The 24,783-nt window shown below is 71.5% G+C and carries 20 protein-coding genes; 7 read left to right on the top strand and 13 right to left on the bottom strand.

Translation table 11 applies throughout. The features are described from left to right. Positions 1–15 precede the first annotated feature (15 nt). Positions 16–2,676: a cation-translocating P-type ATPase gene (locus G6N51_RS24430; RefSeq protein WP_083169815.1), complete on the top strand. Its 2,661-nt coding sequence runs from the start codon at positions 16–18 to the stop codon at positions 2,674–2,676. On the opposite strand, the gene G6N51_RS24425 is transcribed toward G6N51_RS24430, so the two are convergent. Both G6N51_RS24425 and G6N51_RS24420 read right to left on the bottom strand, forming a co-directional pair. Beyond that, complete coding sequence (locus G6N51_RS24425) at positions 2,627–4,183, bottom strand: FMN-binding glutamate synthase family protein (protein WP_083169813.1); 1,557 nt, start codon at positions 4,181–4,183, stop codon at positions 2,627–2,629. The two genes, G6N51_RS24430 and G6N51_RS24425, sit on opposite strands and share 50 nt — an antisense overlap. Next, positions 4,180–4,584: a CBS domain-containing protein gene (locus G6N51_RS24420; RefSeq protein WP_083169811.1), complete on the bottom strand. Its 405-nt coding sequence runs from the start codon at positions 4,582–4,584 to the stop codon at positions 4,180–4,182. Before G6N51_RS24420 ends, G6N51_RS24425 begins: the two co-directional genes overlap by 4 nt. A 107-nt stretch (positions 4,585–4,691) precedes the next feature. Here G6N51_RS24420 and G6N51_RS24415 point away from each other — a divergent pair, with 107 nt between their 5' ends. Then, positions 4,692–7,064, top strand: a complete 2,373-nt coding sequence (locus G6N51_RS24415; RefSeq protein WP_083169809.1) for a heavy metal translocating P-type ATPase — start codon at positions 4,692–4,694, stop codon at positions 7,062–7,064. Here the strand turns inward: G6N51_RS24415 and G6N51_RS24410 are convergent. The 3 genes from G6N51_RS24410 to G6N51_RS24400 form a co-directional block, all read right to left on the bottom strand. Further along, complete coding sequence (locus G6N51_RS24410; protein WP_083170075.1) at positions 7,053–8,186, bottom strand: PPE family protein; 1,134 nt, start codon at positions 8,184–8,186, stop codon at positions 7,053–7,055. The genes G6N51_RS24415 and G6N51_RS24410 overlap by 12 nt on opposite strands. Positions 8,187–8,314: 128 nt before the next feature. Further along, entirely contained in the window at positions 8,315–9,454 is a 1,140-nt protein-coding gene (locus G6N51_RS24405) for a PPE family protein (protein ID WP_083169807.1), read from the bottom strand. A gap of 235 nt (positions 9,455–9,689) precedes the next feature. Then, on the bottom strand, positions 9,690–10,046 hold the full coding sequence (locus G6N51_RS24400; protein ID WP_083169805.1) for a hypothetical protein: 357 nt from the start codon (positions 10,044–10,046) through the stop codon (positions 9,690–9,692). 166 nt (positions 10,047–10,212) lie between these two features. Here G6N51_RS24400 and G6N51_RS24395 point away from each other — a divergent pair, with 166 nt between their 5' ends. Continuing rightward, positions 10,213–10,503: a CDGP domain-containing protein gene (locus tag G6N51_RS24395; RefSeq protein ID WP_083169803.1), complete on the top strand. Its 291-nt coding sequence runs from the start codon at positions 10,213–10,215 to the stop codon at positions 10,501–10,503. An 18-nt stretch (positions 10,504–10,521) separates the two neighbouring features. Continuing rightward, complete coding sequence (locus G6N51_RS24390; protein ID WP_083169801.1) at positions 10,522–11,832, top strand: adenylate/guanylate cyclase domain-containing protein; 1,311 nt, start codon at positions 10,522–10,524, stop codon at positions 11,830–11,832. Positions 11,833–11,850: 18 nt separating this feature from the next. Here the strand turns inward: G6N51_RS24390 and G6N51_RS24385 are convergent, their stop codons facing one another. The 4 genes from G6N51_RS24385 to G6N51_RS24370 all read right to left on the bottom strand — a co-directional run bounded on the left by G6N51_RS24385 (position 11,851) and on the right by G6N51_RS24370 (position 17,484). After that, positions 11,851–13,353 (bottom strand): HNH endonuclease signature motif containing protein, encoded by a 1,503-nt coding sequence (locus tag G6N51_RS24385; protein WP_083169799.1) that lies wholly within the window; start codon positions 13,351–13,353, stop codon positions 11,851–11,853. Positions 13,354–13,388: 35 nt separating this feature from the next. Then, positions 13,389–14,249, bottom strand: a complete 861-nt coding sequence (locus G6N51_RS24380) for a pseudouridine synthase (protein WP_083169797.1) — start codon at positions 14,247–14,249, stop codon at positions 13,389–13,391. Beyond that, positions 14,246–16,003, bottom strand: a complete 1,758-nt coding sequence (locus G6N51_RS24375; RefSeq protein ID WP_083169795.1) for a glycerol-3-phosphate dehydrogenase/oxidase — start codon at positions 16,001–16,003, stop codon at positions 14,246–14,248. Before G6N51_RS24375 ends, G6N51_RS24380 begins: the two co-directional genes overlap by 4 nt. 65 nt (positions 16,004–16,068) lie before the next feature. Then, positions 16,069–17,484 (bottom strand): NAD(P)H-quinone dehydrogenase, encoded by a 1,416-nt coding sequence (locus tag G6N51_RS24370; RefSeq protein WP_083169793.1) that lies wholly within the window; start codon positions 17,482–17,484, stop codon positions 16,069–16,071. Positions 17,485–17,655: 171 nt separating this feature from the next. Between G6N51_RS24370 and G6N51_RS24365 the strand changes: the two genes are divergently transcribed. Beyond that, the gene (locus G6N51_RS24365) at positions 17,656–18,135 is read left to right on the top strand and encodes a gamma-glutamylcyclotransferase (protein ID WP_083169791.1); all 480 of its coding nucleotides are present in this window, start codon (positions 17,656–17,658) and stop codon (positions 18,133–18,135) included. Positions 18,136–18,218: 83 nt separating this feature from the next. Here G6N51_RS24365 and G6N51_RS24360 read toward each other — a convergent pair whose 3' ends face one another. From G6N51_RS24360 to G6N51_RS24345, 4 genes are all read right to left on the bottom strand, one after another. Next, on the bottom strand, positions 18,219–19,100 hold the full coding sequence (locus G6N51_RS24360) for an endonuclease domain-containing protein (protein WP_083169789.1): 882 nt from the start codon (positions 19,098–19,100) through the stop codon (positions 18,219–18,221). Positions 19,101–19,217: 117 nt separating this feature from the next. Continuing rightward, positions 19,218–20,396: an amidohydrolase gene (locus G6N51_RS24355; RefSeq protein WP_083169787.1), complete on the bottom strand. Its 1,179-nt coding sequence runs from the start codon at positions 20,394–20,396 to the stop codon at positions 19,218–19,220. Continuing rightward, positions 20,393–21,574, bottom strand: a complete 1,182-nt coding sequence (locus G6N51_RS24350; protein ID WP_083169785.1) for a M20 family metallopeptidase — start codon at positions 21,572–21,574, stop codon at positions 20,393–20,395. The genes G6N51_RS24355 and G6N51_RS24350 overlap by 4 nt, the downstream gene beginning before the upstream one ends. 35 nt (positions 21,575–21,609) lie before the next feature. After that, a complete protein-coding gene (locus tag G6N51_RS24345) occupies positions 21,610–22,275 on the bottom strand; it encodes a cutinase family protein (RefSeq protein ID WP_083170073.1) in 666 nt (221 codons plus the stop codon). 56 nt (positions 22,276–22,331) lie between these two features. Here G6N51_RS24345 and G6N51_RS24340 point away from each other — a divergent pair, with 56 nt between their 5' ends. Next, positions 22,332–23,138 carry a purine-nucleoside phosphorylase gene (locus G6N51_RS24340; protein ID WP_083170071.1) on the top strand — a complete coding sequence of 269 codons (807 nt, stop codon included), beginning with the start codon at positions 22,332–22,334 and terminating at the stop codon, positions 23,136–23,138. A 58-nt stretch (positions 23,139–23,196) separates the two neighbouring features. Then, positions 23,197–24,780, top strand: a complete 1,584-nt coding sequence (locus tag G6N51_RS24335) for a phospho-sugar mutase (protein WP_232078586.1) — start codon at positions 23,197–23,199, stop codon at positions 24,778–24,780. Positions 24,781–24,783: the final 3 nt, after the last annotated feature.

Genomic DNA, 24,783 nt, shown 5'->3' with positions numbered 1-24,783 from the left:
GGCTGAGCGCGCTCGGTGGACGCCGCACTGCTCGACCCCGACCCCGCGCTCCTCGACGTCACAGCGGTCGTCGCCAGGCTGCGCACCGACCCGGAAGCGGGACTGACCACGGCGGAAGCCGCCCGCCGGCTCGCCGTGGTGGGCGCGAACGATATCGACACCGTTCCACCCGCGCCGGCCTACCGAAGGCTGCTGGCGCAGTTCCGCAGCCCCCTGATCTACCTGCTGCTCGCCGCGCTGGTCGCCTCGCTCGCGGTCTGGGTCGTCGAGGGGGCCGGCGACTGGCCGGTCGACGCGGTGGTGATCGCCGTCATCCTCGTCCTGAACGCGATCCTGGGTTACGCGCAGGAGGCGCGGGCCGAGCGCGCGGTCGGCGCGTTGGCGCGGATGGCCGCGACCTCGGCGACGGTCGTTCGCGACGGGGCGCGTCGCGCCGTCCCGGCGAGCGAGGTGGTGCCCGGCGACGTGCTGCTGCTCACCGAGGGTGACGCCGTGGCGGCCGATGCCAGGCTGCTCTCGTCCGCGGGGCTGGAGGTGTCGGAGGCGGCGCTGACGGGCCTGAGCGAACCCGTCCTCAAGGATGCCCGGACGCTGGCGGAGCCGGCGGCGCTCGGGGACCGGGCGGACATGGTGTTCAAGGGCACCGCCGTCACCAAGGGCGTCGGGCGGGCGGTGGTGACCGCGACGGCGATGGCGACCCAGACCGGTCAGATCGCCGGCCTGGTCCGCACCGCCGACCACGAGCCGACGCCGCTGCAGCGTGAGGTGGCCCGCGCCAGCCGGCTGCTGGGGATCGCCGTGCTCGTGATCGCCGTGGTGGTGATCGCGACCATCGTCGTGGTATTCGGCATTCACAGCGCCCACGACGCGGTGACGGCGGCGCTGCTGGGCGTCTCGCTGGCCGTGGCGGCGGTGCCGGAAGGCCTGCCCGCGATCATGTCGGTCGTGCTCGCCCTGGGCATGCGGCGGATGGCCGGTCTGAATGCCGTCGTCAAGGAGCTGTCCTCAGCCGAGACCCTGGGCTCGGCGTCGGTGGTGTGCTCGGGCAAGACGGGCACGCTCACGACCGGGGAGATGACAATCGTGCGGGTGATCACCCTCCTCGGGGAGGTGAGGGTCACCGGCGCCGGGTATCGGCCCGAGGGTCGCCTCGAGCATGGCGGCGCGCCGCTGGGCGAGGGCGACGACCTGTGGCGCCAGGCCGCGCTGGTGCTCGACGCCGGCGCCGCCGCCGGCCGTGATGCCGCCCTCGACGTGCAGGACGGCCGGTGGACGGCCCGCGGCGATCCGGTCGACGCGGCCTTCGTGGTCGCCCGCGGGAAGCTCGGCGACGGGCCCCGGCCGACTCCGGCCGACGTGACGACGGGCGACCCCGACGAGCTGCTCGGCCGGTGCACGCACCTGCAGGCCGGTGATCGGCTTGCTCCGCTCGACGACCCGGCCCGGGCCACGATCCGAAGCGATGCCGAGCGGCTGGCGTTCGATGCCCTGCATACGGTGGCGGTCGCCTGCCGGTCCGACGGGCACCTGGTGTACCTGGGCATGGTGGGGATCACCGATCCGCCCCGGCCGGCGGCGGCGGCGGCGATCGCCGAGGCGCGCCGCGCCGGGGTCCGGGTCGTGATGATCACCGGCGACCATCCCCGGGTGGCGGCGCGCATCGCCCGGAAGCTGGGCATCGAAGACGGCGAGTCGGCCGTGTCCGGCGCTCAGCTCGCGACGCTGGACGACGAGCAGCTGCGCGAAACCGTGCGCCTGCACTCGCAGTACACCCAGGTCGATCCGGCGGACAAGCAGCGCATCATCGACGCGCTGCACGCCGACCATGAGATCGTCGCCGTCACCGGGGAGGGGATCAACGACGCGCCCGCGCTGAAGTCGGCCGACATCGGCATCGCCATGGGCCGCAGCGGCACCGACGTCGCCAGGGAGGCGGCGAACATGATCCTCGCCGACGACAACTTCGCGACGATCGTCCAGGCGATTCGTGAGGGCCGGGGCATCTTCGCCAACATCAAGAAGTCGCTGCGCTACCTGCTGTCCTCCAACATGGGGGAAATCTTCACGGTCTTCTTCGGCGTGGTGCTGGCCGGGACCGTCGGCCTGTCGCAGGGCGGTACCGTCGCGCTGCCGCTGCTGGCCACGCAGATCCTGTGGATCAACCTGCTGACCGACGGCGCGCCGGCCCTGGCGCTGGGCGTGGACCCGCAGACCGAAGAGGTGATGAGCCGGCCGCCGCGCTCGGTCTCGGACCGGGTGATCGACGCGCGGATGTGGAACAACATCATCGTGATCGGCGCGGCGGTGGCGGCCGCCACGCTCTTCACGATCCGGCTCTACGCGCCCGGCGGGCCCCTGCCGTCCTCCCTGGACACCGCCCGCACCGCCGGCTTCACCGTGCTGGTGATCGCCCAGCTGATCAACTGCATCAACGCCCGCTCGGAGACCCGGTCCGCTTTTCACCGGTTCTTCGCCAACCGGTGGCTGTGGGCGGCGATCGGGTTGTCGGCGCTGCTGCAGGTAGCCGTGGTTCAGCTGCCCGTGCTCAACACGGCCTTCACCACCACGCCCCTCTCGCTGAGCCAGTGGCTGGTGTGCATCGCGATGGCCAGCACGGTCCTGTGGGTCAGCGAGATCCGCAAACTCGTCCTGCGCCGGTGGACATCACGGCCGTGATCGCCTCGATGTCGGCCGGGCCGGGCAGGCCCCAGTCGGGCGGGTAGTCCACCAACTCGTCGACTCGCACCGTCTTCATGTCGATGTCGAGAAGTTCGATGGCTTCCAGCGGCACCAGCGCCGGATGGACGTAGCCGCAGGTGCGGGCCAGCTGCAGCAGCTCGAAGCGCAGGGTGGCGAGATAGTTGGCGCAGCGCACCGACTTCAGGGCCGGGTCGAGGCCGTGCTGCAGCCACGGCGACTGCGTGGCCACGCCCGAGGGGCAGCGGCCGGTGTGGCAGCGCTGGGCCTGAATGCAGCCGATGGCGAACATGGCCGTCCGGCCGACGTTGATCATGTCGCAGCCGGTGGCCAGCGCCAGCAGCGCGTTCTCCGGGATGCCGAGCTTGCCCGACCCGATGAACACCACATCGTGGTGCAGCCCGTGCTCGGCGAAGGCCCGGTAGACCCGCGGGAGGGCCCACTTGAACGGCAGGGCGACGTGGTCGGTGAACACCAGTGGGGCCGCGCCGGTGCCGCCCTCGCCGCCGTCGACGGTGACGAAGTCGACGCCGGTGCCGGTGCGGGCCATCCGCGCGGCCAGGTCGCACCAGAACCGGCCCTGTCCGACCGCCGACTTGATGCCCACCGGCAGGCCCGTCTCGGCGGCGATGGTCTCCACCAGCTCCAGCAGCCCGTCGACGTCGGCGAAGGCGGAGTGCCCGGCGGGGCTCTTGCAGTCCACGCCGGCCGGCACGCCGCGGATGGCGGCGATCTCGGGGGTGACCTTGGCCCCCGGCAGCACGCCGCCCAGGCCGGGCTTGGCGCCCTGGCTCAGCTTGATCTCGATGGCCCGGATCGCCGGAGTGGCCGCCACCCGGTCGATCAGGCGGGGCAGGCTGAAGCTGCCGTCGTCGTCGCGGCAGCCGAAGTAGCCGGTGCCGATCTGCCAGACCAGGTCGCCGCCGGCCAGGTGATACGGCGACACGCCGCCCTCGCCGGTGGTGTGCAGCGCGCCGGCGATACCCGCGCCCTTGTTCAGGGCGGTGGTGGCCGCGCCACCGAGCGCGCCGAAGCTCATGCCGGAGATGTTGACCAGCGACGACGGGCGGAAGGCCCGGGCGCGGCCCCGCGCGCCGCCGAGGACCTTCGCCGCCGGCAACGGCACGGCCGGGTCCGGATGCTCGGGTTCGCCGGCCGGCGCGGCGACGGGGAACGCCGCGTGCTTGATGATGGGATAGTTGTGCACCCGTTCCAGGTCGTTGTCGGTGCCGAAACCGAAGTAGCGGTTGGCCAGCTTCGACGACGTGTACACCCAGCGACGCTGGTCGCGGCTGAACGGCCGTTCCGCGTCGTTGTCGGTGACGATGTACTGGCGCAGCTCCGGGCCCACCGCTTCCAGCAGGAACCGCAGGTGCCCGATGATCGGGAAGTTGCGCAGGATGGTGTGGCGGCGCTGCAGCAGGTCCCATCCCGTCAGCCCGGCCAGGCCCCCGCCGACCACCGCGGCCACCGCTCGCGACCTCAAGAATCGGAATCCGCGTACACGCCCAGCAGGTCGCGGGCCGAGACGATGCCGAGCAGCGCGCCGTCGCGCTCCACCAGTACGTGGCGGATGTAGCGGTCCATCATCCGGGCGCCGACCTGGTCGACCGTGGCGTCGGCGTCACACCACACCAGCTTGGTGCTGGCCACGGCGGACACCGGGGCCGTCGCGGGATTTCGCCCGGCCGCCACCGCCCGCACGATGTCGCGCTCACTGACCAGCGCGGTGGGCAGCGCGTCGTCGCCGACCGCGATCGCGCCCACGTCGCAGGTCACCATGGCCCTGGCCACGTCGGCGATCGTGGCGTCGGCGGGAACGCGGGCCACGGGGTCACCGGTGATGGTGGAGATCGGCAGGGAACCGGCGCAATTGCTGTCGCTCACGTCACCATGCTGGCGGGGACACCTCACCCCGTACTAGTGACCTGAGTCCTCAATCCGCGTCCATCCGGCCCTAGCCGTCGCGGGGACGCCAGGGAAGGCTGGCAAGCATGGATGCGCCCGCGCTCGAGCGGTGGAGGTGGTCCGCGCGGCGGGTTGAACCGGTCCTTGCCGCGCTGACCGCCGTCGCCCTCACCGCCGGCGGGATCGCCTGGTTGGCCGGTGCGCCGCGGGTCGCCGACGGCTGCTGGATCGCGGGCACGGTAACGGCGGTGGTCCCCGCGGTGGTGTGGGTGCTCGCCGCGCTGCGCCGGGGCCGGTTCGGGGTTGATCTCATCGCGGTGTTGTCGCTGGTCGGCACGCTGCTGGTGGGCGAGTATCTCGCGGGCGCGCTGATCGCGGTGATGCTGGCCGGCGGGCGGGCCCTGGAGGCGGCGGCCGAACGCCGCGCGTCCCACGACCTGCGGGCGCTGCTGGAGCACGCGCCGCGGTTCGCCCGCCGCCGCGTCGGGTCGGCGGTGGACGTCATCGCGCTGGCGGACGTGGCGGTCGACGACTTGCTGGTGGTCGGCCCGGGCGAAGTGGTGCCCGTCGACGGGCGCATGGCCAGCCCGGTCGCGGTGCTCGACGAGTCGGTGCTGACCGGCGAACCCCTGCAGGTGGAGCGCACCGCCGGCGAACCGCTGCGTAGCGGGGTGGTCAACGCGGGCAGCGCCTTCGAGATGCAGGCCACCGCGACCGCCGCGGACAGCACCTACGCGCAGATCGTCCGCCTGGCCGCGGAGGCCGGAGCGGAGAACGCGCCGGTCGTGCGGCTGGCCGACCGGTACGCGGCGTGGTTCCTGCCGTTGACGCTGTTGGTGGCCGGCGCGGCATGGCTGGCCAGCGGTTCGCCGGTGCGGGCGGTGGCGGTGCTGGTGGTGGCGACCCCGTGCCCACTGTTGCTGGCCGCGCCGGTCGCCATCGTGTCCGGGCTGTCCCGGGCGTCGCGTCGCGGCGTGGTGATCCGCGGCGGCGGTGCATTGGAAAACCTCGGCCACGCAACCACTTTGGTGATGGACAAGACCGGCACCCTGACCATGGGGCGCCCGGTCGTCATCGACGTCGCCGCCGCGCCCGGCCGCGACGCCATCGAGATCCTGCGGGTGGCGGCCTCGGTGGATCAGATGTCTCCGCACGTGCTGGCCGAGGCGATCGTCACCGCGGCGCGGGCCCGCGGCCTGCAGCTGTCGTTGCCCGCCGATGTGGTCGAGGAGCCCGGCCGGGGGGTCACCGCCACCCTGGACGGCCGGCGGGTGCACGTCGGCAAGCTCTCGTCGGACACCGCGAACGCGGAATGGGCCCGCGCGGTAGTCAACCGCGCCCTGCTCGACGGCGCCGCCATCGCGTGGGTGTGCGTCGACGAGCGGCCGACGGGCGCGGTGCTGCTGCGTGACCCGCTGCGCCGCCACGCACCGCGCACCGTGCGCCGGCTGCGCGAGGCGGGGCTGAACCGGCTGGTCATGCTCACCGGAGACCGCGCCGAGCCCGCCCGGGAGGTCGGTGCTGTGCTGGGGTTGGACGAGGTGTACGCGGAACAGAGTCCGGCGGACAAGGTGGCCGCCGTGCGCGCCGAGAAGGACCGCGCGGTGACGGTGATGGTCGGCGACGGGGTCAACGACGCACCCGCGTTGGCCGCGGCCAGCGTCGGCGTGGCGATGGGCGCCCGCGGCGCCACCGCGTCCTCGGAGGCCGCCGGCATCGTGTTGACCACCGACCGGCTGGAGCGGCTCGCCGATGCGATGGACATCGCCCGGTGGTCACGGCGCATCGCCGTGCAGAGCGCGGTCGCCGGGATGACCCTGTCGCTGGCCGCGATGGCCGTCGCCGCCGTGGGGTGGCTCCCTCCGGCCGTCGGTGCGCTGGTGCAGGAGGGCATCGACGTCGCCGTGATCCTCAACGCACTGCGCGCCCTGCGCGGCAATCCGGACATCGAGGTCGACCTCCCCGCGACGACCGAACAGATGTTGCGGCGTTTCGACGCCGAACACGACGAACTGCGCGACGCCGTGGAGTTGTTGCGCGATGCCGCCGACCAATTGGCCGCCGCGCCCGACCAGCCGGCGATGGAGGGGATCCGCCACGCCTACACCATGCTCACCGAGCGGATCATCCCGCACGAACGCGCCGAGGAGACCCAGCTCTATCCCGCGCTGGCCCACCCGCTGGGCACCAGCGAAGCGACGGCCCCGATGAGCCGAACCCACGCGGAAATCCAGCGGCTCTCCGACCGGATCGGCACGCACCTGGCGTTGGCCCAAAGCAACGGAGCGATCGGCGCCGACCAGGTCGACGACCTGCTCTCGTGCCTTTATGGGCTGCACGCCCTGCTACGCCTGCATTTCCTGCAGGAGGAGGAAAGCTACTTCACGCTGGCCGACGACGAGCCCGGTTCGCCACCGCCGGAGCCACGCCAGGCCCTGGGGCACGAGCTATCCCGCTGACGGCGGCCGCTTCATGACGGTGCCGGGCAGCTCCGCGCCGATTTCGATGTCGTCGTAGTCCCGCCCTTCGCCACGACCCCCCTTGCCGCCCAGCGGCGGCCGGATCGGGGCCACCGGCACTCCCGGTGGCTGCGCCGCCCCCGGCGGGAGCGCGGAGACCGCCGAGGCCAGCTGCACCGGCGGCTGGGCGCCGGGCAGCATCCCCACCGTCGCGGGCGGCATGCTCAGCTTGCCCACCAGGACCGAGACACCCAACGCGCCTCGAGGCGCCAGCCCCCCGGAGCCGATCGCGCCGACCAGCCTGGCCTCCGCCGATGCCAGGGCGGCCGACCCCTCCGAGAGGCCCAGGCCGATGTCGCTGCTGACACCCTGAAGCGCCTGGGCCGCATTGACCTGCGCGATATAGCTGAGCAGGTTGACGGGAAGTCCGCCCGCGATGGTCTGATTGCCCCAGGTGCTGAAATACCCGAACCAGCCCTTGTTGGGGTCGAAGGGGGTGGCGCCGAGCGCGTCGAGAACCGACCCCGTGCCGGTGGTCGAGGAGCTGGTCAGCGCGTTCGCCGAGGGCACGATCGTGGCCTGGGTGGAGACCGCCGTGGGGTTGGCAACCTGCGGCGGCGGGGAGAACTGGGACAGCCGGACGGCGTTCAGCGACGTCGCGCCGTAGCGGTACATCGCCGTGGAGTTGTTCACCCACATGGCGTTGTACTCGGCTTCGGTTTCGGCGATGGCCGGAGCGTTGATCCCGAAGAAATTGGTGGCCAGCAACACGGCCAACCGCGCCCGGTTGGCCGCCACCACGGCGGGATGCACCACCGTCCAGTGGGTCAATTCGAATGAGGCCGTGACGGTTTCCACCGAGGCGGCGATCTCCTGGCACTGCGCCGCGGTGGTGCGCAACCAGGCGAGGTAGGGCTCGAAGGCCTGCGCCATGGCCAGCGCGGAGGGGCCGCGCCAAGTCGCCATCAGCGCCGCCAGCTCCGAGGCGTAGCTGCTTGCGGCCCCCTCCAATTCGGCGCTGAGCTCTTGCCATGCACCGGCGGCGTCGATCATCGACCAGGCGCCGGGTCCGGCATGGATCAGCGCGGAGGTGATTTCGGGCGGCAGCAGCCCAAAATCGATCACGGGTCGCCCAGACAGACATGCCACGCCCGAATCGCCGCGCGGGCGCAACGACTCGCTCGCGCCGCCATCGACCTATCCGGCGGCGAAATTCGACTTCCGGAGTGGTGAGGGACCGTCATCGGCTCTCATCCCCCGCTTGGCGGTCGGTGAATCACCTTCTTCGGGAGTTCCGCCCCGTATTCAAGGTCCTCAAACTTCTGCTGCTTGCGCTTGCGCCACCCGCTGCCCGCCGAGTTCGTCGACGGCGCCATCATCGGCATCAGCGGCATCCCGGTCAGTCCGGCGTCGGCCGGCAGGGGCGACACCGACGAGGCCAGCTGCACCGGTGTCTGCGTCGCCGGAAGCAGCCCCACCACCGCGGGCGGCGCCGTGAGCTTGCCCAGCGAAACCCCGACGCCCATCGCGGCCGCGGGCGCGCCCCCCGGGGCGGCTTGCAAGGCACTTGCCAGCCTGGTCACCGACGACGCCAGCGCCCCCTCGCCCTCCGAGAGGCCCAGGCCGATGTCGCTGCCCACGCCCTGCAGCGCCTGGGCCGAGGTGTTCTGCGCCAGGTAGCTGAGCATGTTGATCGGGAAGCCGGACGAGATGAACTGGTTGCCCCAGGTGCTGAAATAGCTGAACCAACCGGCGTTGGGGTCGAAGGGGGTGACCCCGAGCTGGTCGATGGCGTTCCCCGTGCTCGAGGCCGTGCTGAGCAAGGAAGCATTGGAGACCGCGGCGTTTTGGTTGATCGACGCCGCCGGGTCGGTGACGGCCATCGGCGAATTGAATTGGGACAGCTGGCTCGTGGTCTGGTTCGTGGCCGCCTGATACTGCGTCATCGCCGCCGAATTGTTCGCCCACATGGTCTGGTATTCGTCTTGGGTCGCGGCGATGGCCGCCGTGTTCTGGCCAAACCGGTTGGTGGCCAGCAGTTGCGCCAGCCGCGTCCGGTTGGCGGTCACCTGCGCGGGAGTGACCACCGCCGAGCGGACGGCGGCGAATGCCGTCGCCGCCGACTCCGCCGAGGTGGCCATTTGCTGGGCCTGTTGTGCGGTGGCGCGCAGCCAGATGAGATAGGGCTGCACGGCCTGCAGCATCGCCATGGAGGAGGGGCCATCCCAGGACTCGATGAGCGTCGAGAGGGACGACGCGTAGCCCGCCACGGAGTTCTCCAGCTCGACGGCCAGTTGCTGCCACGCGCCGGCGGCCTCGATCAGCGAACCCGCTCCCGGTCCGGAGTGGATGAGCGTCGAGGTGACCTCAGGTGGCGCGAATAGGTCCATCACATCTCACATTGTCTACGCCGAGTACGCGGCCGGAAAATTTCGTTTACCAGGTTGCAAAGACGCCGGAAACATTACGCATTCTCCCCCAGGGTGCGCCCGATATCCTTCGCCGTCGAGTCCCGGATGTGACGAACGATATACCCGTGTCGTTAGGGTAACCAAAGTATTAACCGAGCGGGCCTTTTCCAGCGCCGCTCGCGCGGCCGGCGACCCCGCTCGCCTTCGATGCCCGCTATAGCCCTGGCAGGCAGATGGGGGCTCCGTAGCAGGGCGGCGGGCCCAGCGGGCGCCGGGGTGCGTCTCCCTCCCAGACGAATTGGCCGACGTTGCCCATGCCCCCGACGGGGACCCAGTACCAGTGGTGGCAGACGCCCATGTCCCAACGCACATCGGGCATCGGCAGCGGCTGCCCCGGGCACCAGTCGTGCGGGACCGTGAAGTTGTCGACGGGCAGTGGGCGATTGAATTGCGGCAGGAAGCCGGGCTCCGCCTCTGCGGCGCCCGCGACCAGTCCCACACCGGCCGCCGCCATGCCGCCGGCCAGCAGCGCCCCGGCGATAAGATTCCCGATCTTGCGATTGTGCGACATTGCCTCGCGCCTTTCCGATATGGACTACGTGAATCAGCAGACGACAAAAGGTTCGCTACCGATCCCACAAAGGCGGTAGCGTCAAAGGTTGCTGGCTGGGTTGTCGACGGCGTTGGCACCACATGCGCTCGGCACCGCCCCAGCGGCGATGTGACGGGAGGCAACCATGAAGCGCGGCGTCGTCGCAGGAGTGGCCGCCCTGCTGATGGGCGCAGAGCTGATCGCCTTCGCGCCATCGGCGGGGGCCGGCTGCCAGTACGGAGGAGGGGTTCTCAGCAGGTGCGATGGGCCCGTCCAGCCCGACGGCACCTGGCAACGTTGCGTGGCAGTCGCCCGGTTGATCCCCAACGGCGCCAGTTCCTACCTCGTGCCCGACGGGCACTGCGACGTGATGGGTCCCGGCCGCCCCCCTTCGGATTTCACCTTCGCCGACCCGCCGACGCACATCGACGGCTGAGCCGAGAACACTGCCCCCGTGTTCTGCGAGACGCGCTACGCGATGAACGGGGATCTGCGCGTCGCCTACCGCACGTCGGGTGAGGGCGAGCGCGACATCGTGGTCGTGCCGAACTGGTTCACCAACTGCGAAGTCTTCCCGGAGCTGCCCGGCGTTCGAGGCTGGATGGAGGCGATGACGTCGCTCGGTCGGCTGATCCTCTTCGACCAGCCGGGCACCGGGGCGTCCGATCCGGTCGAGCCGGGCGCACTGCCGACCTTGGAGCAATGGGCCGACAGCATCACCGCGGTGCTCGACGCCCTCGGGATCCCCGAAGCGGCCCTGGTCACGTACGCCGGCGCGAATTCGACGGCGACGCTCTTCGCGGCCACGCACCCGTCCCGCACCACCGCCCTCGTCTTGGTCGAGAGCACCGCTGACGCGGCAGACCGCACGACTTCGATGCAGGAACTCGGCGACGTGGCTCCCGTCCTATGGGGCACCGGCGAATTGGAACACATGCTCAATCCGGACATGCCGTGGAACGAGGAGATCCGGGCCGCGTGGGCGCTACACGAGCGCCTGGCGGCGAGCCCGCGGACGTTTGAACTGATGTTGCCGCTGATCTCGGAAGCCAGCGCGCAGGCGATCCTTCCGACCGTCCGCGTACCCACCCTGGTGGTGCATCACCGCGACGATCCCCTCCTGCCGCCCGAGAAGGGCAAGGTAGTCGCCGACCAGATCGAGGGCGCGAAATTCGTTGAGATTCCGGGGCGAAACTTCTACCACGTCGTCGAACCGTGGCGCGAGTCCTTCCAGGAGATCGCCAAGTTCCTTACCGGCGAGCAGCCCGACGTGGCCGACGACCGCGTTCTCGCCACCGTGCTGTTCACCGACATCGTGGACTCGACGCGGCGCGCCGCAGCGATGGGTGACCGCGACTGGCGCGCCTTGCTCGATGCCCACGACGCCATCGTGCGGTCACAACTCAACCGCTTCCGTGGCCGTGAGGTGAACACGTCGGGCGACGGATTTCTCGCGACATTCGACGGCCCGCAGCGAGCGATCCGCTGCGCCATGGCAATTCGTGATGCGGTGCGGGCACTGGGCATCGAGGTGCGCGCCGGGTTGCACACCGGCGAGTGCGAGGTCCGTGGCGACGACATCGGTGGGATCGCCGTGCACATCGGCGCGCGGGTGTGCGCGCTCGCGGGGCCGAACGACGTACTGGTGTCCAGCACGCTGCGCGACCTCGTGATCGGATCGGGACTCGAGTTCGAGGACCGGGGCGCTCATGGACTCAAGGGCGTGCCCGGGCAGTGGCGTCTCTTCGGTGTCGCCTCTGCTTGACAGCGACGACGACCGGCTTCAGAAGGGCGGTGGGTCGTTATCGCCAGGTGGCGCGGGGCCGGTTTTCGCGGTTCGGCGGGCGAGCCGGGCCTGGCGGTTGTGTCGGCGTTCGGTGGCGATACGGGTGGCGCGGTCCTGGGTGCGGGTGCGGGTGCGGCGGGGCATCATGGCGCCGCGTTCGGCGCATAAGTCCTGCGGGGGGTCGGCTTCGGGGGCCGCCATGCCGCCCACGGCGTGGCACAGGCTGGGAAACAGCAGCGCGCTGCCCGGGGTGGTGACGTAGGTTTGCCCGGCCGGGGACGTCAAGATCAGCGTGCCGTCGGCGAGCTGTTTTTCCTGCCAGCCCCAAAACGTTTTCACCAAATGATGGGTGCGGCAGTAACACTTGAGGTTGCCCGCGTGGGTGGGGCCACCCCGGCTGTAGGGGATCGTGTGGTCGAGGTCGCAGGACACCGCCGGGCAGTCACAGCCCGGCCAGCGGCAGGTCAAATCCCGGCACCGCACGAAATCGGCCAACGCCTGCGAGGGCACATACCCTGGTTCAGGCGGGGCGTCGCCGGGGTGGACCAGCGGCGCCAGCCTCGCGGTGGCGGCCAACTCGGCGACCAGTTCCGGGGGAATCAATCCCTCAGCGCCCAGCTGGCAGCCCGCCGCGCCGCCGTCACCGGCCAGGGTTTCCTGCTCGGCGATCACATGGATCACCACCGGAGCGGCCGCGGGCCGGGCGCCGGCGGCGCAGTCCGCCCGTCCGCACCGGCATGCCAGCCGGTCGGCCCCGCCCGCCAGCGCCCCCAGCGCGTCGGCGCGGCGCTGCTCGCGGCTACGCGGATCGTGGGCGCACACCGTGGCAGCCACCGCATCCAGGCGCGCATCCAGGGCGGCAGCATCGGGGCTGAACATGACGCCCTCGATGCGGGCCAATCCCTCGCCCATCTCGCCGATCCATACCTCGCGCCCGGCCGCGCGGTCCCGACGCCGGCGCACCGCATCGGCATCGGCAGCCGCCACGATCCTGTCCACCCGCGCGGCCAACCGGGCGGGGGTCAGCGCCGGCCAGCGCCCCACCTGCGCGGCCAACTGCGCGTCCACCGCCGCCACCACCTCGGGGTCGGTGATCAGATCGCTGCGATACACCAGCGTCGCCACCAGCCGGAAATCGATGTCCCCGGCGACGAACACCTCGGCCACCTTCGGCAACCGCTCGCGCAGCGCCCGCGCATACCGCACCCGGCTGGCCGCCAACCCCTGACTGATCCCCAACTGCGCAGCCACCTCGGCGGCCACCGCCGCCTCGGTATCGATAGCCCAGTCCTTGGTCTCACCACACCGTGAGAGCCGATAGGCGAACAACTCACCGATCCCGGCCAACTGCGCGGCCACCGCCCGATTCTGCACCCGCGCAAAACAGCCGATCCGCTCCAGCAGCCCCGCCGACTCGACCGTCCTGGACGGATAACGCCGCTCAAAGAGCTCGTCGAACGCCGCGATCACCTCCACCGACGACCCCCTCGAATCGAACATACATTCGACTATGCCACCCCGGACCGACAAATGGTTCAGTCCAGCGTTCGACGGCTGACGAACTCGCGCCGAGCGCCCGTCAGTGGATCGTCGAACTCGATGCGCTGCGCCAGCAACCGCAGCGGCGTGCTGAAGTCCTCGGGCGGCACGTCGATAACGTTGGGATACAGCGGATCCCCGTCGATCGGCACGCCCAGCGCGGCCATGTGCACACGCAGCTGGTGGGTGCGCCCGGTGCGTGGGGTCAGCCGGTACAGGCCGTCCGGGCGGACGAGCTCCACCAGCGTCTCCGCGTTGGGGGCGCCCGGTTCGCAGACGGCCTGTAAAACCCCGCGCCGCTTGACGATCCGGCTGCGCACCACGCGCGGCAACACCAGGGCCGGGTCGACGCTCGCGCGCGCCAGATACGTCTTGCGCACCACTCCGCGGGAGAACAGGGTCTGATAGGCGCCACGCATGTCGCGGCGCACCGTGAACACCAGCACCCCGGCGGTCAGCCGGTCGAGCCGATGGGCCGGGCTCAGCTCGGGCAGGCCCAGCTCCCGGCGCAGCCGCACCAGCGCCGTCTGCGCCACGTGCCGGCCCCGGGGCATGGTGGCCAGGAAGTGCGGCTTGTCGACCACCACGATGTGCGCGTCACGATGAAGCACCGGGATATCGAAGGGGACGGGCACCTCGTCGGGCAGTTCCCGATACATGTAGACGAAGGACCCGGCACCAAGCACCGTGGCCTCGTCGACCACCGCGCCCCGGGCGTCGACCACCTCCCCGGCCAGCACCTTCGACCGCGCCGACGCGCCGAACCGGTCGGTCAGCTCGTCCAGCACCGGCCCGCCACGCAGCCGCACCCGCGCCGGGCCGAGGCCGTCCCGCACCGGAAGCGGCGCAGGCCTCAATTGAGCGGTACCGGTTCGAGGATCTCGGCGCGCGCCTCCGGGGCGCTGGCCCGCAACTCGTCGGCCGATACGTCGTCGGGCTGGGCCTGCGACAAGATCTCGGCCTCCACCCGCGCGGAGTAGTTGGCCACCTCACGTTCGATGTCCGCAGCGCTCCAGCCGAGGACGGGCGCCACCACGTCGGCGACCTCGCGGGCGCAGTCGACGCCGCGGTGGGAGTACTCGATGGAGATGCGCATCCGGCGGGCCAGAATGTCCTCCAGGTGCAGCGCCCCCTCGGCGGTGACGGCGTACAGCGCCTCCACCTTGAGGTAGCCCGGCGCCTCCTTGATGGGGTTGAGCAGGTCGGCGTTGCCGGCCGCCAAACCCAGCACGTCGCCGATCAGCGAGCCATAGCGGTCCAGCAGGTGCCGCACCCGGTAGGGATGCAAATCCTGAAGCGCCGCTACGTGTTCCGCCTGATTGACCAGCGCGAAGTAGCCGTCGGCGCCCAGCAGGCTGACCTTCTCGGTGATGGACGGTGCCACCCGGGCCGGGACGAACTGGGCCGCGGCGTCGATCGCGTCGGCGGCCATCACCCGATAGGTGGTGTACTTGCCGCCGGCGATGGCCACCAGGCCCGGCGCGGGGACCGCCACCGCGTGCTCGCGGGACAGCTTGGAGGTCTCCTCGCTCTCCCCGGCCAGCAGCGGCCGCAACCCGGCGTACACCCCGTCGATGTCGGCGTGGGTGAGCGGGATCGCGAGCACGGTGTTGACCGTCTGCAGGATGTAGTCGATGTCGGCCTTGGTGGCCGCGGGGTGGGCCAGGTCCAGGTTCCAGTCGGTGTCGGTGGTGCCGATGATCCAGTGGGTGCCCCACGGGATGACGAACATCACCGACTTCTCGGTGCGCAGGATGATGGCGACGTCGCTGACGATGCGGTCGCGCGGCACCACCACGTGCACGCCCTTGGACGCGCGCACCTGAAACCGGCCGCGCTGCTTGGACAGCGCCTGAATCTCGTCGGTCCATACTCCGGTCGCGTTGACGACGACGTGGCCGCGAACTTCGGCGACGGCGCCGTTCTCGGAGTCGCGGACCCGCACGCCGGTCACCCGGTCGCCCTCGCGCAGCATCGCGACCACCTGGGTGGAGGTCCGCACCACCGCGCCGTAGTGGGCGGCGGTGCGGGCGACGGTCATGGTGTGCCGGGCGTCGTCGACGACGGTGTCGTAGTAGCGGATACCGCCGATCAGCGCGCTGCGCTTGAGGCCCGGGCTCAACCGTAACGCGCCAGCCCGGGTCAGATGCTTTTGCGCGGGAACGGATTTCGCGCCGCCCATCCGGTCGTAGAGGAAGATGCCCGCGGCGACGTAGGGACGCTCCCACACCCGATTCGTCAGGGGGAACAAGAACGGCATCGGCTTGACCAGATGCGGCGCCAGGGTGGTCAGCGACAGCTCCCGCTCGTAGAGCGCCTCGCGCACCAGCCCGAACTCCAGCTGCTCGAGATAGCGCAGCCCGCCGTGGAACATCTTCGACGAGCGGCTCGACGTGCCCGACGCGAAATCGCGCGCCTCGACCAGCGCCACCTTGAGCCCGCGGGTGGCCGCGTCCAACGCGCAGCCGGAGCCCACCACGCCGCCGCCGATGACGACGACGTCGAACTGCTCGGCGCCCAGTCGCTCCCACGCCAGCGCGCGCTGCTGGGGTCCCAACGTGGAAGCCGCCCAGGTCTGGGCGCTGTCGGGCGCCTGTATCGGGTTGCTCACGGCAGCGGACTCCTCACCGGAAACTCCTGTCGGTTACTCGCCAGTAGGACGGTGTCGAACCAAGGCTAGTCCAGATCGTCGTGGGCCATCAGCCGACGAGCGGCCTCGGTGATCGACCCGGACAGCGACGGATAAACGGCGAGCGTCTGCGCCAGCTCGGTGACGGTGATGCGGTTTTGGACGGCCACCGCGATCGGCAGGATGAGTTCGGAAGCGATCGGGGCCACCACCACGCCGCCGATGACCACGCCCGTGGACTTGCGGCAGAACATCTTCACGAAACCCTGTCGCAGCCCGGACATTTTGGCCCGCGCGTTGGTCCGCAGCGGCAGCATGATCGTGCGGGCCGACACCGAACCGTCGTCGATCATCGTCTGCGGCACGCCGACGGCCGCGATCTCCGGCCGGGTGAACACCGTGGCCGCCACCGTGCGCAACCGGATCGGGCTGACGCCCTCGCCAAGCGCGTGATACATCGCGATCCGGCCCTGCATGGCGGCCACCGACGCCAGGGGCAGCAAGCCTGTGCAGTCCCCCGCGGCGTAGATGCCGGCCACCGAGGTCCGCGACACCCGGTCCACGGTCAGGTAGCCGCCGCGGCCCAGCTCGATGCCGACCCGGTCCAGGCCGAGGCCGCCGGTGTTGGGGACCGACCCGATGGTCATCAGGGCGTGGCTGCCCTCGACGGTGCGCCCGTCGGCCAGGGTGACCAGCACGCCGTCGTCGGTGCGGGTGACCGATTGGGCGCGGGCGTTCTTGACCAACTGGACGCCTCGTTCGGAGAACGCCTCCTCCAGGACCAGCGCGGCGTCGGCGTCCTCGTAGGGCAACACCCGGTCCCGGCTGGCGACCACGGTCACCGGCACGCCCAGCTCGGTGTAGGCGTGCACGAACTCGGCGCCGGTGACGCCCGACCCGACCACGACGAGGTGCTCGGGCAGCGCGTCGAGGTTGTAGAGCTGCCGCCAGGTCAGGATGCGCTCGCCGTCGGGCTGGGCCGACGGCAGGACACGGGGGCTGGCGCCGGTCGCGATCAGCACGACGTCGGCCGCGTACTCGCTGACGGTGCCGTCGGCCGCGGTCGCCTTGACGCGGTGGCAGGCCAGCCCCGGCGTGGGGTCGATCAGCTCGCCGTGCCCGGCGACCACGTGCACGCCCACGCTGAGCAGCTGTTCGGTGATGTCGGCCGACTGCTCCGTGGCCAGTTGCTTCACCCGGGCGTGAATCTGCGGCAGCGAGATCTTGGCGTCGTCGATGTCGATGTCCAGCCCCAGCCGCGGCGCGCGGCGCAGCTCGGTGCGCAGCCACGTCGAGGCGATGAACGTCTTGGACGGCACGCAGTCGTCCAGCACGGCCGCGCCGCCGATCCCGTCGGAGTCGATCACGGTCACGTGGGTGGTGTCGGGGTGGGAGGTCGCGGCCACCAGCGCGGCTTCGTAACCGGCAGGGCCGCCACCGAGGATCACGATGCGGGTCGCCACAGCCCCAACCTAGCGGGGAGACCGGGCACCCCGCAGCGCGGCGACGATGCACGCCGCAGGGCGGCGTGAGGTGGGGGTCCCCCCGCTTGCGGGGGAGAACCGCGCCATCGGACAGGGCGGCGAAATCCTTGGGACACGACCGCTCGTGCGGGTGACGTCTAAGATTTCCCCGTGCCGCTCTACGCCGCCTACGGGTCGAACATGGATCCTGAGCAGATGCTCGAGCGTGCACCCCATTCGCCGATGGCCGGAACCGGCTGGCTGCACGGCTGGCGGCTGACGTTCGGCGGCGAGGACATCGGCTGGGAAGGCGCGCTGGCCACCGTCGTCGAAGACCCCACCTCGAAGGTGTTCGTCGTCCTGTACGACATGACCCCGGCCGACGAGAAGAACCTCGACCGCTGGGAGGGCTCGGAGTTCGGCGTCCACAAGAAGATCCGCTGCCGGGTGGAACGCATCTCGTCGGACACCAACACCGACCCCGTGCTGGCGTGGCTTTACGTGCTCGACGCCTGGGAGGGCGGCCTGCCGTCGGCGCGGTATCTCGGTGTGATGGCCGACGCCGCCGAAGTCGCCGGGGCCCCAGCGGATTACGTGCACGGCCTGCGGACGCGGCCGGCCCACAACGTCGGCCCGGGAACCGGCTCCTAGGACCCAGACCGTGGCCCGCCAGCGTGCGTGTTTGTACGACGACACGCCGGCACACCTGGCAATCTACGCACCTTCGCGCGGCTTCAGGCGGCCCGGCGCAAATACGTGCTGAGTCGGCCGAGGAGTTCGTGGGGCCGATGTCTGACATCTTCGGCAACGATGGGCACCACCAACCACCCGAGCTGTTGGAGTGCGGATAAGCGACGGCGATCCCGCAGGAAAGCCTCGGGCCCACTGTGCCAATCGACGCCGTCGTACTCCGCACCGACGCGAATTCCGGGCCAAGCGAAGTCGAGCCGCCACGTGCGGCCCTGCAGGTCGACCACCTCGTACTGCAGGACGGGAGGCGGCAAACCCGCGTCGATCATGACGAGGCGCGTTTCGCTTTCCATGGGCGACTCCGCCAGCGGCGAGGCCAACCCGAGGAGGTCGCGCACGGCCGCGATGCCACGACGGCCGGATTGGCCCCTCGCTGCGTCTTCCAGGTGCTCAGGCTTGCACGTGCCGCTGCGCAGCGCCGCGTCCAAGGTCGCCAGCGCGCGGGGCCGGCTCAAGGCGCGCGAGACCTCGACCGCCGTCCATGCCGGTGTGGTCAGCGGCCGGCCCGCGACCGCAGTCAACGGCGCACCGGTGCGTCGATGCACTGTCAGGCCCTCCGTCGATCGCAACTGCCGGCCGATGGGATTGAGGATGTGCATATCGGGGGTGCGCTCGGTGTCGAAGCCGTAGGCAGCGGCGGCAGTACCCATGCACGCGGCGACCTTCGTACCGGCAGCCAAGTCAAGGCCCCGCAGTCGCAAAGCAGTGGTCGGCTCACCGCGACCGTAGATGCCGTACCAAACCCTGTGCAGCGCACCATATTCCAGGTGTGCTTCCAGCTCTCGCCTGGTGAGGAATCTCAGTGCCTGAGCAGAGGTGACCACTCCGCCCTGGACATCGAGCAGGCGGCTGAGCTGTGAATGCATGCCGGCAATGGTCGGGGCTGACCGATAGGTCGACAATTCAGCTTGCCGACCGTGCACAGAATGCCGGTCAGTCCGGCGTGTCCCTGTGCAAACACGCACGCTCGCGGCCGGGACGACCTAGGCCAAGGAGAACGCCGCCGACTGCTCGACGATGTTGACCATCACGCGCAGCCCGATCGCCAGGGCCCGCTCGTCGAGGTCGAACGTCGGCTGGTGCAGGTCCAGCTGCGGCCCCTGTCCCGGCCAGACCCCCAGGCGCGCCATCGCGCCGGGAATCTCCTCGAGGTACCAGGAGAAGTCCTCGCCCCCGCCGGACTGGCGGGTATCGGCCAGCGCGTCCGGGCCGATGGCCTCGATCGCGTGGGTGAGGATGCGCGTCGAGACGTCCTCGTTGACCACCGGCGGCACGCCGCGCCGGTACTGCAGCGTGTGGTCGATGCCCAGCGGCGCCAGCAGCGCCGACACGGTCTCCCGGATGATCTCCTCGAGGCCGACCCAGGTCTGCCGGCTCGCGGTGCGGACCGTGCCGCCCAGCACCCCGGCCTGCGGGATGGCGTTCGCGGCCACCCCCGCGTTGACCGCCCCCCACACCAGCACGGTGCCGTTGCGCGGGTCGATGCGGCGCGAGAGCACCCCGGGCAGCCCGGTGATCAGCGTGCCGAGGCCGTAGACCAGGTCGGCGGTCAGGTGGGGGCGCGACGTGTGGCCGCCCGGGGAGTGCAGCGTGATCTCGATCTGGTCGGCCGCCGAGGTGATGGGGCCGTGCCGGACCGCGACCTTGCCGACCTCCAGCCGGGGGTCGCAGTGCAGGGCGAAGATCCGCGACACGCCGGAGATCGCGCCGGCGGCGATGGCGTCGATTGCGCCCCCGGGCATCAGCTCCTCGGCGGCCTGGAAGATCAGCCGGACCCCGACCGGCAGCTCGGGCACCGACGCCAGGGTGAGCGCGGTGCCGAGCAGGATCGCGGTGTGGGCGTCGTGCCCGCAGGCGTGCGCGACGTTGGGCATGGTGGAGGTGTAGGGCGCGCCGGTCCGCTCGGCCATGGGCAGCGCGTCCATGTCGGCCCGCAGCGCGATCCTCGGCTCGTGTTCGGGGCCCAGATCGCAGACCAGCCCGGTGCCGCCGGGCAGCACCTTGGGGTTGAGCCCGGCGTCGGCCAATCGCTCGGCGACGAACTGGGTGGTGGCGTACTCCTGCCGGCCCAGCTCGGGGTAGCGGTGGATGTGCCGGCGCCAGTCGACCAGGTCGTCGTGGTGTGCGGCCAGCCAGGAGGTGGCGGCGTCGGCGAGGCTCATGCGGACGCCCGCCGTTCCCGCGCGGCCAGCACGCGGTCGCGTTCCGCGGGCGTCTGGGCCAGCTGGACCACCGTGCGGGCCAGCATGATGGCACCCTCGACGACGGCGCGGTCGGCGCTGGGGCTGGCGGCGGCGGTGGTGAACGCACGCTGGTGAACCATGGCGCCGCCGGCGTCGACCCCGACCACCGGATGGATCCCCGGCAGCACCTGGGTCACGTTGCCCATGTCGGTGCTGCCCATGGGCAGCGCCGCCTCGAACTCGCGGGCCACGGGCTCGCGCCCGAGCCGGCGCATCTCCTCGCGGAAGACGTCGGCCAGCCACTCGTCGGGCGTGAGTTCGTCGTACGCGGGTGCCGGGTTGTCGATGTCGTATTCGCAGCCGGTGGCCAGCGCGCCCGCGGCGAAGCACGCGTACATCCTGCCCTCCAGCTGTCGCAGCGAATCCGATTCCACCGCCCGCATCGCGTACTGCAGCGCCGCGTGCCCGGGGATGACGTTGACCGCCTGCCCGCCGTCGGTGACGATCCCGTGCACCAGTTGGCCCGGGGCAAGTTGCTGCCGCAACAGCCCGACGGCCACCTGCGCCACCGTCACGGCGTCCGCGGCGTTGATCCCCTGATACGGCGCGACGGCGGCGTGGGATTCCTTGCCACGGTAGTGCACGGTCGCCTCCGACAGCGCCAGCGAGCGGGCCGCCGCGATGTCGGTGGGCCCGGGGTGCAGCATCACCGCCGCCGCGATGTCGTCGAACACCCCGGCCTGAAGCAGCAGCGCCTTGCCGCCGCCGGCCTCCTCGGCGGGCGTGCCGATCAGGGCCACCCGCAGGCCCAGGTCGTCGGCCACCTCGGCGAGCGCCAGCGCGGTGCCCACCGCCGACGCGGCGATGATGTTGTGGCCGCAGGCGTGCCCGATCTCGGGCAGCGCGTCGTATTCGGCGCAGATCCCGACGGTCAGCGGGCCGCTGCCGAAGTCGGCGCGAAACGCGGTGTCCAGGCCGCCGGCCGGCGCGGTGATCTCGAAACCGCGTTCGGCGACCAGCGCCTGGGCCTTGGCGCAGCTGCGATGCTCGGCGAACGCCAGCTCGGGCTCGGCGTGGATGGCGTGGGACAGCTCAACCAGCTCGGAGCCACGTCGCCGCACGACATCCTCGACGTCATCCAATGCGGTGGTGGGCATTCTCGCAGTATCCCACCGCGACCTCGGGGACCGGGCTATACCAGCCCGGAGATGAATCCCGCCGCCTGTCCGGGGTAGGGCGGCACGCCGTAATCGTGGTGGGCATCGCGGTCCCGGCCGCCGACCACGCACACCGGATCACCGGGGCTGCAGATGTCGATGGCGCGTCCGGCGAACAGCCCCGTCGTCGACAGGGGCGTGTTGAAGCGGTTGCCGGGGTTGCCGAACACCGCGACGGCCGCAACCTTGTTCGCCAGACCGGGATCGAGCGCCGGAGCCGACCCGAAGTTGCCGATCCGCTCGCCCAGCGGCGGCACCCCGGCGAGCATCGAGACCGCCGCGGCGCCCTGCGAGAAACCGCCGAGCACCAGCTTCGTCGACGGGCACTGGTCGACCATCTGCGCGATGTGGTCGCGCGCGTCGTTGGCGCCGTCGGCGGTCTGCAGGAAGTTGTAGCTGGCCGGGTAGTTCACCGGGTAGGCGTCGACGCTGCGCGAGCCGAGGTCCGCGCGCAGCGCGCCGAGCAGCGCGTCACCGGCGACCCCAAGGCCGGGCGGCTCGGCGGTGCCGCGGGCGAAGATCAGCTGCACGTCTGGGCACCCGTCGGCCCGCGCCGACGGCAGCGCGCCGCTGGTGATCGAAAACACCGCCGCCGCAACGGCGACGGCCAGGCCGACGACCGGCCACCTACGAAGACTCATGCGGCAGATTTTCACATATTCCGGCGGGCACCTGCGCAGGGCTAAGGTCGATGGCCGTGGCCGAACCCCCGACCGACCCCGACGACCTCGCCCGGCGGGCGGCGCAATTCATCGCCGAACGCACCGGCGTAGCCGAGCACGACGTCGCCGTCGTCCTCGGCTCGGGGTGGCGCCCCGCGGCGGACGCCCTCGGCGCCCCCACCGCCGTGCTGCCCCAGGCCGACGTCCCCGGCTTCGCGCCGCCCACCGCCGTGGGGCACACCGGCGAGCTGATGTCGACGCGCGTCGGCGAGCGCCGCGTGCTGGTGCTGGTCGGCCGGGTGCACGCCTACGAGGGCCACGACCTGTGCCACGTGGTGCACCCGGTGCGGGCGGCCTGCGCGGCCGGGGCGCGCATCGTCGTGCTCACCAACGCGGCCGGCGGGCTGCGGCCCGACCTGGCGGTCGGCCGGCCGGTGCTGATCAGCGACCATCTCAACCTCACCGCGCGGTCGCCGTTGGTCGGCCCGCAGTTCGTCGACCTGACCGACGCGTACGCACCGCGGCTGCGCGACCTCGCGCGCCTCGTCGACCCGGACCTGACCGAGGGCGTCTACGCCGGCCTCCCGGGGCCGCACTACGAGACGCCGGCCGAGGTGCGGATGCTGCGGATGCTGGGCGCCGACCTGGTCGGGATGTCCACCGTGCACGAGACCATCGCGGCCCGGGCGGCCGGCGCCGAGGTGCTGGGGATCTCGCTGGTGACCAACCTGGCCGCGGGGATCGGCGGTGAGCCGCTGAGCCACGCCGAGGTGCTCGCCGCCGGCGCCGCGTCGGCGAGCCGGATGGGCACGCTGCTGGCCGACGTCCTGGCCCGGTTCTGATGCGATGACGCCCGACCAATGGCGGCGACCCGCGGCCCCCGGCCACGCCGGGCCTGCGATCGCCGCGGCGGAATGGATCGCGCACGACCCCGACCCCGCCACGGCCGCCGAGCTCGCGGCGTGCGGGCCCGACGAGCTTGCCGCGCGCTTTGCCCATCCCCTCGTGTTCGGCACCGCGGGCCTGCGCGGTCCGGTGCGCGGCGGGCCCGACGCGATGAACGTGGCGGTGGTGTCGCGCGTGAGCTGGGCGGTGGCGCAGGTGCTGCGCGGGCGGGGCCTGGCCGGCGCGCACGTGATCGTCGGGCGCGACTCCCGGCACGGCTCCGCCGTCTTCGCCACCGTCACCGCTGAAGTTCTTTCGGCACAAGGGTTTTCGGTCCAGCTGCTGCCCGGTCCGGTCCCCACGCCGGTGGTCGCGTTCGCGGTGCGCGATACCGGCGCCGCCGCCGGGATACAGATCACCGCGTCGCACAACCCGTCGACCGACAACGGCTACAAGGTCTACGCCGACGGCGGCATCCAGATCGTCTCCCCCACCGACCGCGAGATCGAGGCCGCGATGGCCGCTGCTCCCCCGGCCGACGAAATCGGCCGGGCACCCGTGGAACCCGCCGTCACCGATCTGGTCGAGCGCTACATCGCGCGGGCCGCGGGGGTGCGCCGCGCCGCCGGTTCGGCTCGGGTGGCGCTCACCCCGCTGCACGGGGTGGGCGGCGTCGTGGCCGTGGAAGCGTTGCAGCGCGCCGGCTTCGGGCAGGTGCACACCGTCGGAGCACAGTTCGCACCGGACCCCGACTTCCCCACCGTGGCCTTCCCGAATCCCGAGGAGCCCGGCGCCACCGACGCGCTGCTCGCGCTGGCCGCGGACGTCGGGGCCGACGTCGCGATCGCGCTGGATCCCGACGCCGACCGGTGTGCGGTCGCCATCCCGGCCGGCTCGGGGTGGCGGATGCTCTCGGGAGACGAAACCGGTTGGCTGCTCGGCGATTACATCTTGTCGCGGGCAGCCGATCCCCGGACGGCGGTGGTCGCCAGCACCGTGGTGTCGTCGCGGATGCTGGCGGCGATCGCGCGTCACCGCGGAGCCACCCACGTCGAAACCCTCACCGGCTTCAAGTGGCTGGCGCGCGCCGACGCCGACGTGCCCGGCGCCACCCTGGTGTACGCCTATGAGGAGGCGATCGGGCACTGCGTCGACCCCGGCGCCGTGCGCGACAAGGACGGCATCAGCGCCGCGGTGCTGGTGTGCGATCTGGTGGCCGCGCTGAAGGACCGGGGCCGTTCGGTGGCCGACGCGCTCGACGACCTCGCCCGGCAATACGGCGTGCACGACGTCGCGGCGGTGTCGCGCCGAGTCGCCGGCGCCGCCGAGGCCGCCGAGCTGATGCGGCGGCTGCGGGCCACGCCACCGCGGACACTGGCCGGCTACGCCGCGACCGTCACCGACAGCGCCGACGCGCTGATCTGCACCGGCGGTGACGACGACGCGTCGGTCAGGCTGGTGGTGCGGCCGTCCGGGACCGAGCCGAAGCTGAAGTGCTACATCGAGGTTCGCTGCGCGGTGAGCGGAGACCTGCCCGAGGCGCGGCAGCGGGCCGGCGCACTGCGCGACCAGCTGGTGTCCGCGGCCCACAGCCTGTAGGCG

The sequence above is a fragment of the Mycobacterium paraseoulense genome, assembly GCF_010731655.1.
Classification (GTDB): Bacteria; Actinomycetota; Actinomycetes; order Mycobacteriales; family Mycobacteriaceae; genus Mycobacterium; species Mycobacterium paraseoulense.
This window is presented reverse-complemented; position numbering and strand designations above follow the sequence as displayed.